Genomic DNA, 14320 nt, shown 5'->3' on the forward strand with positions numbered 1-14320 from the left:
TTCCAGGACTGCGAGATTCCCGAAGAAAACGTGCTGGGCGCGGTCGGCGGCGGCGTGCGCGTGCTGATGTCCGGCCTGGACTATGAGCGCGTGGTGCTGTCCGGCGGCCCGCTGGGCCTGATGGCTGCAGCCATGGACGTGGTGATGCCGTACGTGCACGAACGCCACCAGTTCGGTGAGCCGATCGGCAGCTTCCAGCTGATCCAGGCCAAGATCGCCGACATGTACGTAGGCCTGGGTGCCTGCCGCGCCTATGTGTATGCCGTGGCGCGCGCCTGCGACCAGGGCCGTACCACCCGCCAGGATGCGGCCGGCGCGATCCTGTACGCCGCCGAGAAGGCCACGTGGCTGACCGGCCAGGCGATCCAGATCCTSGGCGGCAACGGCTACATCAAYGAMTACCCGAYSGGSCGCYTGTGGCGCGACGCCAAGCTGTATGAAATCGGCGCCGGCACCTCGGAGATCCGCCGCATGCTGATCGGCCGCGAACTGTTCCAGCGCACCCTGTAAGGCACCCCATGAGCATCCTAGGCAGCCAGCTGCAACCGGGCAGCGAAACGTTTGAAAGCAACCGCGCGGCGATGCAGGCCGTAGTCGACGACCTGCACGCCACCCTCGCCCGCACCGCCCTGGGTGGAAGCGAGGCGGCGCGCGCCAAGCACACCGCACGCGGCAAGCTGCTGGTGCGTGACCGCATCGATGCGCTGCTCGACCCGGGCAGCGCGTTCCTGGAGATCGCACCGCTGGCCGCGCACGGCATGTATGACGATGCCGTGCCCGCCGCCGGCGTGGTCGCAGGCATTGGCCGGGTGAGCGGCGTGGAGTGCGTGATCGTGGCCAACGAYGCCACGGTSAAGGGCGGCRCCTAYTWCCCGRTGACRGTGAAGAARCACCTGCGCGCSCAGGAGATCGCCGAGCAGAACCRCCTGCCGTGCATCTACCTGGTCGATTCCGGTGGCGCCTTCCTGCCGMTGCAGGACGAGGTGTTCCCGGACCGCGACCATTTCGGCCGCATCTTCTACAACCAGGCCAATCTCTCCGCGCAGGGCATCCCGCAGATCGCCTGCGTGATGGGCAGCTGCACCGCCGGTGGCGCCTACGTGCCGGCGATGAGCGACGAGACGGTGATCGTGCGCGAGCAGGGCACCATCTTCCTSGGCGGCCCGCCGCTGGTGAAGGCKGCSACCGGTGAAGTGGTGACGGCCGAAGAACTGGGCGGTGCCGACGTGCACACGCGCATTTCCGGYGTGGCCGACCACATGGCCGACAACGACCTGCAGGCGTTGGCACGGGTGCGCGCGATCATCGCCCAGCTCAACTGGCGCAAGCCCGAAGCGGCGATGGCGCTGCAGCCGGTGGAAGAACCGCTGCTGCCGGCGCACGAACTGTACGGGGTGATCCCGGCTGATACGCGCAAGCCCTACGACGTGCGCGAAGTGATCGCGCGACTGGTCGACGGCTCGCGCTTTGACGAGTTCAAGCCGCGCTATGGCGCMACGCTGGTCACCGGCTTCGCCCATCTGCACGGCTATCCGATCGGCATCATCGCCAACAACGGCATCCTGTTCTCCGAGTCCGCGCTGAAGGGCGCGCACTTCATCGARCTGTGCACCCAGCGCAACATTCCGCTGGTGTTCCTGCAGAACATCACCGGCTTCATGGTCGGCCGCAAATACGAACAGGGTGGCATCGCCAAGGACGGGGCCAAGCTGGTGATGGCGGTGGCCTGCGCCAAGGTACCCAAGTTCACCGTGGTGATCGGTGGTTCGTTCGGTGCCGGCAACTACGGCATGTGCGGCCGTGCGTACTCGCCCAATTTCCTGTGGATGTGGCCGAACGCACGCATCGGCGTGATGGGCGGCGAACAGGCCGCCAGCGTGCTGGCCACGGTCAAGCGTGATGGCATCGAAGCCAAGGGCGGGCAGTGGCCGGGCGAGGAAGAGGATGCGTTCAAGGCACCGATCCGCGACCAGTTCGAGCAGCAGGGCCACCCGTACTACGCCAGTGCGCGCCTGTGGGACGACGGCGTGATCGATCCGGTCGATACCCGCCGGGTACTGGCCCTGGCCCTGTCGGCCAGCCTCAACGCTCCCCCGCAGCAGACGCGCTTCGGCGTGTTCCGCATGTGACCTGTGCCATGACCGAGTCTGTTGCCATGTTCAGCAAAGTCCTGATCGCCAACCGCGGCGAGATCGCCTGCCGCGTCATCGCCACCTGCCGCCGCCTCGGCATCGCCACCGTGGCGGTGTATTCCGATGCCGACCGCAATGCGCGCCACGTGCGGCTGGCCGACGAAGCCATCCACATCGGCCCGGCGGCCGCGCGCGAGAGCTACCTGCGCAGCGATGCCATCCTCGACGCCGCACGCCGCAGCGGCGCGCAGGCCATCCATCCCGGCTACGGCTTCCTGTCCGAGAACGCCGACTTCGCCGACGCCTGCGTGGCGGCCGGCATCGCCTTCATCGGTCCGCCGGCCAGTGCGATCCGCGCGATGGGCGACAAGAGTGCTGCCAAGGCACTGATGGCCAAGGCCGGCGTGCCGTTGACGCCGGGCTACCACGGCGACCAGCAGGCGCCGGAGTTCCTGCGCGCCCAGGCCGACGGCATCGGCTATCCGGTGCTGATCAAGGCCAGCGCCGGCGGCGGCGGCAAGGGCATGCGCAAGGTCGAGCGCAGCGAGGACTTCGTCGATGCGCTGGCCAGCTGCCAGCGCGAGGCGGCCTCGGCGTTCGGCAACGACCACGTGCTGGTCGAGAAGTATGTCGAGCGCCCGCGCCATATCGAAATCCAGGTATTCGGCGGTGGCCATGGCGAGGCGGTGTATCTGTTCGAGCGCGACTGCTCGSTGCAGCGCCGYCACCAGAAGGTGCTGGAAGAAGCGCCGGCCCCGGGCATGAGCGCCGACCGCCGCGCCGCGATGGGCAAGGCCGCCGTCGATGCCGCGCGCGCAGTGGGCTACGTCGGTGCCGGCACGGTGGAGTTCATCGCCGRCCCGGACGGCGATTTCTACTTCATGGAAATGAACACCCGCCTCCAGGTCGAACACCCGGTCACCGAGTTCATCACCGGTACCGACCTGGTGGAGTGGCAGCTGCGCGTGGCTGCTGGCCAGCCGCTGCCCAAGCGCCAGGACGAACTGGCCATCCACGGCCACGCTCTCGAAGCGCGCCTGTATGCCGAAGATGCCGACCGCGGCTTCCTGCCCTCCACCGGCACCCTGCGCCGCCTGCGCCTGCCGACCCCGTCGGCCAACGTGCGGGTGGACACCGGTGTGGAAGAAGGCGACAGCATCACCCCGTACTACGACCCGATGATCGCCAAGCTGATCGTCTGGGACGTGGACCGCGACGCCGCGCTGCGGCGCATGCGCCAGGCCCTGGCCGACTGCCAGGTGGTGGGCGTGACCACCAATGCCGGTTTCCTGCGGCGCCTGGTGCAGACCGATTCGTTCGCCAACGCCAAGCTGGATACCGCGCTGATCGAGCGCGAGCAGGCCGCACTGGCGGTCACCGGTGACGGTGAGCAGGCGCTGTGGGAACTGGCAGCGATCGCCGCCGTAGCAAGCACACCTGCCGCTGCCGCCGATGCACGCGACCCGCATTCACCGTGGCAGGCACAGGATGGCTGGCGGCTGGGCGTGCCTGCCGCGCGCTCGGTGCCGCTGCAGCAGGCAGAGCGGGCACGCACGCTGAAGGTGTGGACCACTGCCGATGGCTGGCGCGTGCAGTGCGGTGACGCCGCGCCGAAACAGGTGGTCGGCCATGCCGATGGCCAGACCCTGTCGGTGCAGATGGACGAGCGTCGTTGGCGGCTGCAGCTGCAGCGCGACGGCGATCAGCTGTACCTGTTCGCCAGCGATGGCCAGCACCGCTTCACCCTGCACGACCCGGTGGGCGAATCCGAGCAGGCCAGCGCCGATGCCGGCAGCCTGCTGGCACCGATGCCCGGCAGGATCGTCGCAACGCTGGTGGCGGCGGGCACGCAGGTCAAGCGCGGCACGCCGCTGGTGGTGCTGGAAGCGATGAAGATGGAGCACACCCTGCAGGCACCGGCCGATGGCACGGTGAAGGGCTATCGGGCCAAGGCCGGCGACCAGGTGGGCGACGGCGCGGTGCTGGTGGATTTCGAAGCAGCGTGATGGAGGGTGGGCCGGGCGCTGCCCGGCCTACCTGCTGCCACGAGGTCAAGGTTGCGGAGCCGGATTCCCGCGCCAGACCTGCTGCAGCGGGTCGAATTCACTGGTGATCTGGGCGTCCGCGCGCCACCCCAGGCCGCATATCATCACCGGGCTGGCATCGATGCCATCCAGCCCCAGCGCCTTCTCCACGTCGATCTCGTTGATCGCCGCGGTCACATAAGCGGCCAGTCCAAGCTCGGTGGCTGACAGCATCCATTGTTGCGACAGGTGCCCCGCATCAAGCAGCACCGCCCGGTAGGCCTTTGGATGGTGGCGGTATTTCCAGAAGCTGCGTGGGAAGCGTGCCACCTGGATGAGGTGCAGCGGGGCGTCGGCGAACCAGTCCTGCCCGGAAACAAAACCCAGCATCAAGGTGCGCAGGTCGTCGGTGGCAACGGCGACCGGTCGCAACGCGTGTTCCATCGGGTGGTAGTGATAGACGCCCGGCGCAAGACCATCGACAGCCAGGGCGACCACATAGGTTTCCAACGGATGCAGACCGCCGCCGGAAGGAATGTGCTTCTTCAGGAACTCCATGCCATCCCCCGGCCGCAATGCGGCGTGTGCCTGCACGGTACGCTTGAGTACCTGCGCCAACAGCGGCAGCGCCAACGTGCGCTGCGCGTCGAAGTTTCGGCAGGTTGCACGCTTTCGCAGCAGCTCGTCGCGCGCATCGTCAGGTGTATAGGGCAACATCAAGGGGTCGGTACCGGGCGCATCCACTGCGGCGGGCGGTGCACCGAACCTGGCATGCAGATCCTGCGCCGTGACCAGCTTGTGCTCGCGCATCTCACGCGCGCTGTTGATGCCGCCCCAGCGTCCCATCCGGTGCTGCAACGCCGACAGCGGCCACCAGTTGGCGTCGCGCACGCGCTGGTCGCGGTCACGATGCGAAGCCTCACCTGGCTCCTGGCTGATCACCAGACCGATCTCCAGCAGGCGTGCCAGCGCGGCGCCTTCGAGGCCGACCTGTGCAGGCTCCACCCAGCGATCCGGCTCGATGCGGCCCAGCACATCGATTTCCTCGATGCTCACCTCCACGGGTGCGTCCAGATGGGCGGCAAGGGCCTGCCAATGCATGCGCGTTACCAGTCCCGCCTGGCCCTGCAGCAGCAGGGAGAGGTCCAGCGAGACCTCGCTGCGGGGTTCGAACATCACGATAGCGCAACGTCGGATCTGCATCTTTCATCATCCACCAGTGGAAACCGTAGTATGCGGGTTGCCCGCAACGGCCGCGGTACTGTGGAGGCGCTTCTGTGCAATGCACACATCGCCCTAAATGCCGAGCGTTGGTGGCCGATACCGTAAGTTCTACTCTGGATGATCGACATGGCTACCGACCCTCGCCTTTCCGCTGAAGATGCCGGCGTACTGCTGGACAACCTCATCAACGATACAGCCTTCCGCGAACGCTTCGCCGAATCGCCGGCCAAGGCCCTCTCCAGCATCGGTCTGGATGCTGCCTTGGGTGAGAAGGACTGCATGAAGATCGACTCGCTCGCCCCGGTGGAGGAGCTTCGCCGCGTTCGCGACGGCCTGCAGAAACACCTCGCCAGCTCGCTGACCGCGATGAATGTGGTGTTCTGCTTCGAAGCGGGCAAAGTCGACGATTGCATCGGCGGCTGATACCGGCTCAGGGCGCGCCGCCCGCCTTCACCGGCGCGGCCCAGCTCGATACATCGTGCACGTTCAGCGGCTGCCAGACCTGCATCGCCGAGACTTCGGCAATGGCCTGGCCACGGTGGCGGGCCAGCCATTCCTGCTCGCGGCGCACGCCTGTTTCATCGCTCTGCGCACGTAGCGCATGCAGCAGTACCACGTGCGCCTGCACCGGCTCGCTGCCATCTAGCATCGGCTCGATCAGGGCCCGCGCAGCGTCCGGCCGTTGCCTCTGCAGTTCGCCCATCGCCGCAACCACGCGCATCCATTTACCGACCATCGGGCTGCGCTGGGCGCGCAGCAGCGCCTCGTTGGCATGCAGCCAGGCTTCGGCAACATCGGTCTGTCCCTGCCGCTGAGCCAGATAGACAAGGGCCAGCCACTGCAGGCTGCGGGCCTGCTGCATGGGATCGTCGCGATCTTCCAGCAGCGGCTGCAGCTGCGCTGCGATGGCCTGCAGTTCGGCTTTGTCGCCCGCCGCGCACAACGTGGTCACGCTGGCGTGCTGCAATCGCTGCTGTACCTGCATGTCCGCAAGCTCAGGTGCCGGTGCGTCCGCGCGCACGGCCGCCTGCATCGACGCGCAATCACCTTGGTCGGCAGCCAGCAGCAGCTGTGCACGCAGCCGCATCCGCTGCGCCAGCGCATCTCCGGTGCGCAGCTTCACAAGCAGCTGGCCGGCCTGTACGTAACGGCGCTGCGCCACAAATACATCGACGCCAGTGTCATCGGGATCATCGCGGCCGCGCAGCCCTTGTGCCTGCATCAGCGTTTCGGCGGCCAGCTGCGGTTGGTTGTGGGCGATCTGGATGCGTGCCAACTGCACCATCGGATACAGCCGCAGCGGATCCTGCGGTACGGACGCCGCATGTGCGTAGGATTCGGCTTCGCTGAAACGATTGTCCTGCAACAGAAGCCAGGACGTATTGGACAGCCCGGCGAAGGAATCGGGATAGACCTTGGCCAGCGTCCGCCATTGCTCCAGGGCCCAGCCGCCCGGTTCCAGTTCTTCCTGCCAGGCCTTCAGGTACAGGCGCTCGCGCGGTGGCAGGCGTTCCTGCTGGGCGAGCGCATGCTGCATCGCCTCGCGGGCCTGCCGCCCTTCTTCGGTGCGCGCCAGCAGCTTGGCCACGCCCATGTAGGCCAGCGCGAAACCGGGATCGATGTCGATCGCAGCCTGGTAGAGATTGCGTGCTTCCTCGAAGCGGCGCTGGCCCAGGGCATTCTCGGCCAGGGCATAGGCGCGCAGAGCACGCAGGTCACGGGTAGAGGCTTTCGGCAGCGGCAAGGACTGCTCCAGGCTGGCCACCGATTCGCCCAGGCCACGGCGCAGACGACCGACGACATCGTCCACCGCGAACATCATCTGGTCGGGGCCGTCGGCGGCGACGGTGAAGCTGCGCACCACCTGCCCGCTGCCGGGGGCCACCACGTCGATTCCCAGCTGATAGCCCCCTGCCTTGGGACGTACGGTCGGCAGCAGGACCGCTCGAGCGCCTTCGCGCATGGCCACATCGATCGCTGCACCGCGATTCAAGCGGGTATCGCCGGACAAGCGCGCCATTTCCAGGCTTTCGCGGATCTTGCCTTCGGACAGCACATTCACGTAGCGCGACTGTTCCAGTGCGATCAGGATCGCATGGCGTGTCGATTCATCGAACACCGGCTCACCGGTGAAATTTTCAAGGTCGGCCAGCACCACCCAATCGCGCTCTGAGAATGCGATGGCCGGCTCCGGGCGCAGCAGGAACCAGCCCCCCACCACCACAGATGCCAGGATCAGGCTTTCCGCCAGCAATACCACCGGCTGCCGCCACAATGGCAGATCACGCCGTGCCTTGGCGTTGGCGCGCGGCGGGCGCAGCGGAGCAAAGCCGATCTCGCCAACTTCAATCACTTCCTGGACGGTCGGCATGCCTTTGAACCGCCAACGCCCGTGCGACTTCCATAGCAAGCGTTGGCCACGCTCGCCCAAGGCATCCGTGGCGCGTCGGGTCAGTGACTCGGCAACTGCCGACATCAGGATCTGGCCTGGGCGCGCCAGGGTCATCAGGCGCGCGGCCATCGGCTTGGCCAGGCCTTCGACTTCCATCGACTTGGCGCCGACCTTGACCGCTTCGGGACTGTTTTCCCAGGTCAGCACATCACCCACATGCAGGCCCGCTCGTGCGCGCAGCTCGACCCTGCGTTGCTCGCCCAGTGCCTGCAGGTCGCGCTGGTAATCCAGTGCAAACCCGAGCGCATCCACCGGGCGTTCGAACAGCAGGAACAGACCGTCGGAACGGTCGATCAACTGCCCATTCCAGCGATGCTGCAATACCAGCACCAGACGGTCGTGCTCCTGGAACAGGGTGGCTGCGGCAGCGTCGCCGATACGCTCCACCAGTTGCAGCGAATCACACAGGTCGGTGAACAGCAGCGCCCGCAGCTGGGCGTTATGCGGGGCCGACGTTCCGTTGTCGCCATTCATCGCCAGGATCTCCGCTCAGTGTCCATCCGGACCATCGGTCCACCGCAGGCAGTTGCCGCCTGCGCGCTTGGCTTGGTACAGCGCACGATCGGCGCGAGCGTACCACTCGCTCCAGTCCGCGTCAGGGGCCAGCAGGCTGGCACCGATGCTGGCCAGGCTGACGTGCGGGGTGCCATGGCTGCGCTCGAGCAGGCCGTGCACCGCGCTGAGGATGAATTCAGCCGCGTGCTGCACGATCTCGACATTGGCCCGGCGCAGGATCAGGCAGAACTCGTCGCCGCCCAAGCGGCAGGCCAGGTCATGTTCGCCGGCCATCGAGCGCAGGATGTTGCCCATGCTCTGCAGCACCCGGTCGCCGGCCTGGTGGCCGTRGCGGTCGTTGATCTGCTTGAAGCGGTCACAGTCGATCAGCAGCAGCGCCTGCGGCGGCCCCTCTTCCTGCGTGCGGCATTCCTGCAGGAACAGGGCCAGGCCACGGCGGTTGTGCAGGCCGGTCAGCTCGTCGGTGCGCACCAGCTCACGCGTGTGGGTCAGCTGGTGGGTGGTGATGTACAGGTTGTCCAGCGCGGCTTCCAGGTCATGGTTGCGCCGCCGCAGCTGGCTGATCAGGGCCTGCTCGTTGGTCAGCACACGCAGGATCGTGCGCCGCAGGAAGTAGGCCACCAGCCCCGGGTCGGACTCGACCAGGCGATGGAAATCAGCCGGTCCCAGCTCCAGCACGTGGCAGTCGGCCATCACCCGCGCGCTGGCGCTGCGCGGATGGTCGCCCATCAACAGGCCGAGCTCACCGAAGAACTCATGCCGGCCGAGTGTCTTGAGCACCAGGTCCTCGCCGAAATCCAGCTCGATCAGGCCTTCCAGGATGATGTACATGCACTCGCCGCGATGGCCGCGGTGGAACAGCCACTGGCCCGCCTGCAGCCGGCAGGGCTGGGCAAACCGGGCAAACAGGGCGACCTCTTCGTCGGAAAGCAGCGCATGCACGATCTCGGCCATCGCCACCTTGGCGATACCGGTTGTCGTGTCGATGTTCTCGGCCGCACCCCTGCCGGTCATTCCCTGCACCCGCCGCCAGCGTCCCCTGGTGAGCCGCGGAGCATATCAGTGAATCAAACTGTGCGCCGCTTCTCATTTTTGTGAAGACGCGGTGCCCCGCCCTGCATGACTCAACCGTGCCCATTCACACGCGTTGGGCGCAGGAAGAAAGAAAGCCATATCAATAGCTTACGGTGACCGCGACGCCCATTGTCGCAGCAGCCGCAGATACAACAACGCCGGCAGATCCCCCGATCTGCCGGCGTCGTCTGGCCCTTCCCTGGCCACCCTGATCAGTCCGAGCCCTGGTCGCGCCGGCCGCTGGCCGACAGCATCAAGGACTGCGGGAACACAAAGGGTTGCCGGCCAGCGGCCGGCACGACCAGATCACGCAGCCCGTTCGCTGCGCTCGCCATGGAACTGCTCTTCCTCGGTCGAGCCGGTCAGCGCGGTGGTCGAGGACTGCCCCTGCTGGATCGCCTGGGTCACCGCATCGAAGTAGCCGGTGCCGACTTCGCGCTGGTGCTTGACCGCGGTGAAGCCGCGCTCGGCCGCTTCGAACTCGGCTTCCTGCAGCTCCACGAAGGCGCTCATCTGCCGGCGCGCATAGCCGTGGGCCAGWTYGAACATGCCGTAGTTCAGCGCRTGGAARCCGGCCAGSGTGATGAACTGGAACTTGTAGCCSWWGSYGCCCAGCTCSYKCTGGAACYTGGCRATGGTGSCGTCGTCCAGGTTCTTCTTCCAGTTGAAGCTGGGCGAGCAGTTGTAGGCCAGCAGCTTGCCCGGGAACTTCGCATGGATCGCCTCGGCGAACYTSCGCGCGAAYTCSAGGTCCGGCTTGCCGGTCTCGCACCACACCAGGTCSGCRTACGGYGCRTAGGCSAGGCCGCGGCTGATSGCCTGGTCCAGGCCSTTGCGGGTCTTGTAGAAGCCCTCCACGGTGCGCTCGCCGGTGGCGAACGGCTTGTCGTTGCCATCGATGTCGCTGGTCAGCAGATCAGCCGCCTCGGCGTCGGTACRCGCCACCAGCAGGGTCGGCACGCCCAGCACGTCGGCGGCCAGCCGCGCGGCGTTGAGCTTCTCGATCGCCTCGCGGGTCGGCACCAGCACCTTGCCACCCATGTGCCCGCACTTCTTCACCGAGGCCAGCTGGTCTTCGAAGTGCACGCCGGCGGCRCCGGCKTCGATCATCGCCTTCATCAGYTCGAAGGCGTTSAGCACGCCGCCGAAACCGGCTTCGGCRTCGGCCACGATCGGCTGCAGGAAGTCGATGTCATCCTTGCCTTCGGCATGGTGCAGCTGGTCGGCACGCAGCAGCGTGTTGTTGATGCGCTTGACCACCGCCGGCACCGAATCGGCCGGGTACAACGACTGGTCCGGGTACATCTGCCCGGCCAGGTTGGCATCGGCCGCCACCTGCCAGCCGGACAGGTAGATCGCCTTCAGCCCGGCCTTCACCTGCTGCATGGCCTGGTTGCCGGTCAGCGCGCCGAGCGCGTTGACGAAGTCGCGCTCATGCAGCGACTTCCACAGCTTTTCCGCGCCCAGCCGGGCCAGCGAATGCTCGATATGGACGGTGCCACGCAGGCGCACCACGTCGGCGGCGCTGTAGTTGCGCTGGATGCCTTCCCAGCGCGGATTGGTGTCCCAGTCGTGCTGGATCTGTTCGGCAGTGGGCAGCGTGCTCATGTCTATCTCCAGTTCGGTTCGTGCGGATGCAGCGGGGAAGGAAGCGGCGGGAAAACCGGCATGCAGCGGTCAGTCGATGCGCGCGTACGCCGGCAGGGTCAGGAAGTCGGTCAGTTCGTTGCTGCGGCTCAACTCGGCCAGCAGGGTGATGGCTTCTTCGATGCGGCCGCCACCGGGCAGCGCCGAGGTGTCGCCGAGGCGCGCCGGCAGCTGCGCCAGGGTGGTATCGAGCAGCGCCAGATCGATGGCAGTGCCGTCGTCCAGYTGCTGGCCCGGGGTATGCAGCCACTGCCACAGCTGGCTGCGACTGATCTCGGCGGTGGCCGCGTCCTCCATCAGGTGGTGGATCGGCACGCAGCCGTTGCCATCCAGCCATGCGGCCAGGTAGCGCACGCAGACTTCGACATTGCCTTCGAAGCCAGCGCGGGTGATCGTGCCCGGCGGCCGCGCGATCAGTTCATCGCGACCCACGCGCACATCCTGGCGCAGCACGTGGTGCTGGTTGGGCGTGGGCATGTGCTCGTCGAAGATCGCCATCGCCACCGGAATCAGCGCCGGATGGGCGACCCACGTGCCATCGTGGCCAGCGCTCACTTCGCGCAGCTTGTCGGCACGTACCCGCGCCATCGCCTGCTCGTTGGCGGCGGCATCGTTGTTGATCGGAATCTGCGCAGCCATGCCGCCCATCGCATGTGCGCCGCGGCGATGGCAGGTCTGGATCAGCAGTTCCGAATACGCCTTCAGGAACGGCTGGGTCATGGTCACCTGGCCACGCTCGGGCAGCACGCGGTCAGCGTGGCGGCGGAAGGTCTTCAGGTACGAGAAGATGTAATCCCAGCGCCCGCAGTTGAGGCCGACGATGCGATCGCGCAGGGCGTGCAGGATCTCATCCATCTCGAACACAGCCGGCAGCGTTTCGATCAGCACGGTCACCTTGATCTGCCCGTGCGGCAGGCCGAGCATGCCTTCGATGTGCGACAGCGCGGTCTCCCACAGCGCTGCCTCTTCCATGCTCTGCAGCTTCGGCAGGTAGAAGTACGGACCGCGGTCCCTGGACTGCAGCGCGCGCGCATTGTGGAAGGCAAAGACCGCCGCATCGAACAGGCCGCCGGCGAGGAACTGGCCATCCACGCGCACATGCTTTTCGTCCAGGTGCCAGCCGCGCGGACGCACGATCAGCACCGCCTGCTCATCGTAGGGGCGCAGTGCGTAGTGCTTGCCATTGGGTGCGGTGTACTGCAGGTCGCCGCGAACCGCAGCGGCCAGCGACTGCTGACCGGCCAGCAGGTTGCGCCAGGTCGGCGAGGTCGAATCCTCGAAGTCGGCCATGAACACCTTSGCGCCRGAGTTCAGCGCGTTGATGACCATCTTCGGRTCGRYCGGRCCGGTGATCTCGACGCGRCGGTCCTGCAGCGCGGCCGGCAGCGGCGCCACGGTCCAGTCACCGCTGCGGATCGCGGTGGTGTCCTGGCGGAAGTCCGGCAGGCCGCCTTGGTCGAAGAACGCCTGGCGCTCGCGACGGGCCTGCAGCCGCGCCTGCCGGCCGGGTTCCACTGCCCGGTGCAGGGACACCAGCAGGGCCAGCAACGGCGCCGGCAGCACGGTGGCCTGGCCCGCCACCTGGGTCGCCAAGGCAATGCCCGGCGTGGCCTTGGCGGCGGTGGAGGGAACAGCGGAAGCGACGGCGGACATGGCAGAACTCCAGCGTGGGGGAACGACTCCACCGTGCGGCCGCAGCCCTGTATTTGGCAAAACAGTTTTTGCAATGCTTTACATAACTTGTGCTAATACTTGTGACGCCATGACCACACGTAGCCCGCCAAGTCCTCGTTTTTCCTACAAATCCGATCGGCTGAAGCCGCTGCGCGCGTTCTGCCAGACGGTGCGCCTGGGCTCAGTCTCACGGGCGGCTGAGGCACTTTTCGTCAGCCAACCGGCCATCAGCCTGCAGTTGCAAGCGCTGGAGCGTGAGCTGGGGGTACCGCTGTTCGAGCGCAGCGGCCGGCGCTTGGTGCCCAGTCGCGAGGGCCAGCTGCTGTATGAAATGGCGCAGCCGCTGGTGGAGAGCCTGGACGGTCTGGAAGCACGCTTCCGCGACAAGGTGCGCGGGCTGGACGCGGGCGAACTGAACATCGCTGCCAACAGCTCGACCATCCTGTACCTGCTGCCGAAGATCGTCGAACGCTTCCGCCAGCATTACCCCGACGTACGCCTGACCCTGCACAACGCCATCAGCGCCGACGGCACCGACCTGCTGCGCGAGGATGCCGCCGACCTGGCGATCGGCTCGATGACCRATGTGCCGGCCGACCTCAGCTATGCGCCGGCCTACCGTTTCGAACAGGTGCTGATCGCCCCGCATGACCATCCGCTGGCCAGCGGTGGCGAGCTGGAACTGGCCGACATCGCCCGTTATCCGCTGGTGCTGCCGCCGAAACGGCAGATCACCTACCGGCTGGTGGACCAGGTGTTCCAGCGTCACCGCATCGCCTACACCGTTGCGCTGGAAGTGGGCGGCTGGGAGGTGATCAAGCAGTACGTGGCGATGGGCATGGGCATTTCCATCGTGCCGGCGCTGTGCCTGAACGATGCTGACCGCGAACGGTTGGCCGCACGGTCGATGAAGCGCTGGTTCCCGGAGCGCAGTTACGGGGTGATCGTGCGGCGCGGCAAGGCGCTGTCGGCGCAGGCGCGGGCGTTCATCGAGCTGATCCAGCCAGAGTTGTTYAGCCCGCGCGATTACGACCAGAGCGGGCATTCGGAGCGGTGAGGGGCTGTCGGCAGGGCTGCGCCCTGCACCTGCCGAATCTACGGCAACGGCAACGGCAACAGCGGGGATTCCGCGGGATGGCGGGGCGGTGTGGCCTGCTCTTGGTGGGTGTCGACCTTGGTCGACACGGTTGATCCACGCCATGCGTGGATGACGATTCCCGGCGTCGGGCTGGATAGACTGCATCCATGTCCATCGAACTTCGCCACCTGCGCTACTTCCTTGCCGTTGCCGATACCCTGCACTTCGGCCAGGCGGCCGAGCGGTTGGGGATGTCGCAGCCGCCGCTCAGCCAGCAGATCCGGCAGCTGGAGGAACTGATCGGTGCGCGCCTGTTCGTGCGCAGCCATCGGCGTGTGCAGCTGACCGCTGCAGGGGAACTGCTGCAGGAACGTGCGCGCAGCATCGTGCAGCAGGTGGAATCGGCGGTGGATGAAGTGCAGCGCGCGCAGCGTGGCGAGCAGGGTGAGCTGCGTATCGGCCTGACCCGGGCCACGCCGTTGTCACCGCAGATTCCGCG

At 66.8% G+C, this 14320-nt stretch carries 11 protein-coding genes; 6 read left to right on the forward strand and 5 right to left on the reverse strand.

What is annotated here, in order from left to right; genetic code table 11:
- The 3 genes from AC1VAN_RS00650 to AC1VAN_RS00660 form a co-directional block, all read left to right on the forward strand.
- A partial coding sequence (locus AC1VAN_RS00650; protein WP_480985077.1) for an acyl-CoA dehydrogenase family protein occupies positions 1-510 on the forward strand: 510 nt, incomplete at its 5' end.
- Between the two features lie 8 nt (positions 511-518).
- Positions 519-2129: a carboxyl transferase domain-containing protein gene (locus AC1VAN_RS00655; protein ID WP_480985078.1), complete on the forward strand. Its 1611-nt coding sequence runs from the start codon at positions 519-521 to the stop codon at positions 2127-2129.
- Between the two features lie 26 nt (positions 2130-2155).
- The gene (locus AC1VAN_RS00660; RefSeq protein WP_480985079.1) at positions 2156-4138 is read left to right on the forward strand and encodes an acetyl/propionyl/methylcrotonyl-CoA carboxylase subunit alpha; all 1983 of its coding nucleotides are present in this window, start codon (positions 2156-2158) and stop codon (positions 4136-4138) included.
- A gap of 45 nt (positions 4139-4183) precedes the next feature.
- Here the strand turns inward: AC1VAN_RS00660 and AC1VAN_RS00665 are convergent, their stop codons facing one another.
- Positions 4184-5359, reverse strand: coding sequence for a putative peptide maturation dehydrogenase (locus AC1VAN_RS00665; protein WP_032978135.1), 1176 nt, complete (start codon positions 5357-5359; stop codon positions 4184-4186).
- Between the two features lie 147 nt (positions 5360-5506).
- Here AC1VAN_RS00665 and AC1VAN_RS00670 point away from each other — a divergent pair, with 147 nt between their 5' ends.
- Positions 5507-5803, forward strand: coding sequence for an NHLP-related RiPP peptide (locus tag AC1VAN_RS00670; RefSeq protein WP_025875803.1), 297 nt, complete (start codon positions 5507-5509; stop codon positions 5801-5803).
- Positions 5804-5810: 7 nt separating this feature from the next.
- Here AC1VAN_RS00670 and AC1VAN_RS00675 read toward each other — a convergent pair whose 3' ends face one another.
- The 4 genes from AC1VAN_RS00675 to aceB form a co-directional block, all read right to left on the reverse strand.
- On the reverse strand, positions 5811-8306 hold the full coding sequence (locus AC1VAN_RS00675; RefSeq protein WP_195762980.1) for a putative peptide modification system cyclase: 2496 nt from the start codon (positions 8304-8306) through the stop codon (positions 5811-5813).
- Between the two features lie 15 nt (positions 8307-8321).
- Positions 8322-9362 carry a GGDEF domain-containing protein gene (locus AC1VAN_RS00680; RefSeq protein ID WP_478045996.1) on the reverse strand — a complete coding sequence of 347 codons (1041 nt, stop codon included), beginning with the start codon at positions 9360-9362 and terminating at the stop codon, positions 8322-8324.
- A 366-nt stretch (positions 9363-9728) separates the two neighbouring features.
- A complete protein-coding gene (gene aceA / locus AC1VAN_RS00685; protein ID WP_480985080.1) occupies positions 9729-11030 on the reverse strand; it encodes an isocitrate lyase in 1302 nt (433 codons plus the stop codon).
- Positions 11031-11099: 69 nt separating this feature from the next.
- Entirely contained in the window at positions 11100-12722 is a 1623-nt protein-coding gene (gene aceB, locus AC1VAN_RS00690; RefSeq protein ID WP_480985081.1) for a malate synthase A, read from the reverse strand.
- 109 nt (positions 12723-12831) lie between these two features.
- Between aceB and AC1VAN_RS00695 the strand changes: the two genes are divergently transcribed.
- Positions 12832-13800, forward strand: a complete 969-nt coding sequence (locus AC1VAN_RS00695; protein ID WP_480985082.1) for a LysR family transcriptional regulator — start codon at positions 12832-12834, stop codon at positions 13798-13800.
- A 188-nt stretch (positions 13801-13988) separates the two neighbouring features.
- A partial coding sequence (locus AC1VAN_RS00700) for a LysR family transcriptional regulator (RefSeq protein WP_480985083.1) occupies positions 13989-14320 on the forward strand: 332 nt, incomplete at its 3' end.

It is taken from the genome of Stenotrophomonas sp. 05L44_2, from assembly GCF_056665995.1.

What these genes read in the sequence shown, in the direction of transcription:
- AC1VAN_RS00665 (WP_032978135.1), bottom strand. Translation starts at nt 5,359, where the DNA reads ATGCAGATCCGACGTTGCGCTATCGTGATGTTCGAACCCCGCAGCGAG.
- AC1VAN_RS00670 (WP_025875803.1), top strand. Translation starts at nt 5,507, where the DNA reads ATGGCTACCGACCCTCGCCTTTCCGCTGAAGATGCCGGCGTACTGCTG.
- AC1VAN_RS00675 (WP_195762980.1), bottom strand. Translation starts at nt 8,306, where the DNA reads ATGAATGGCGACAACGGAACGTCGGCCCCGCATAACGCCCAGCTGCGG.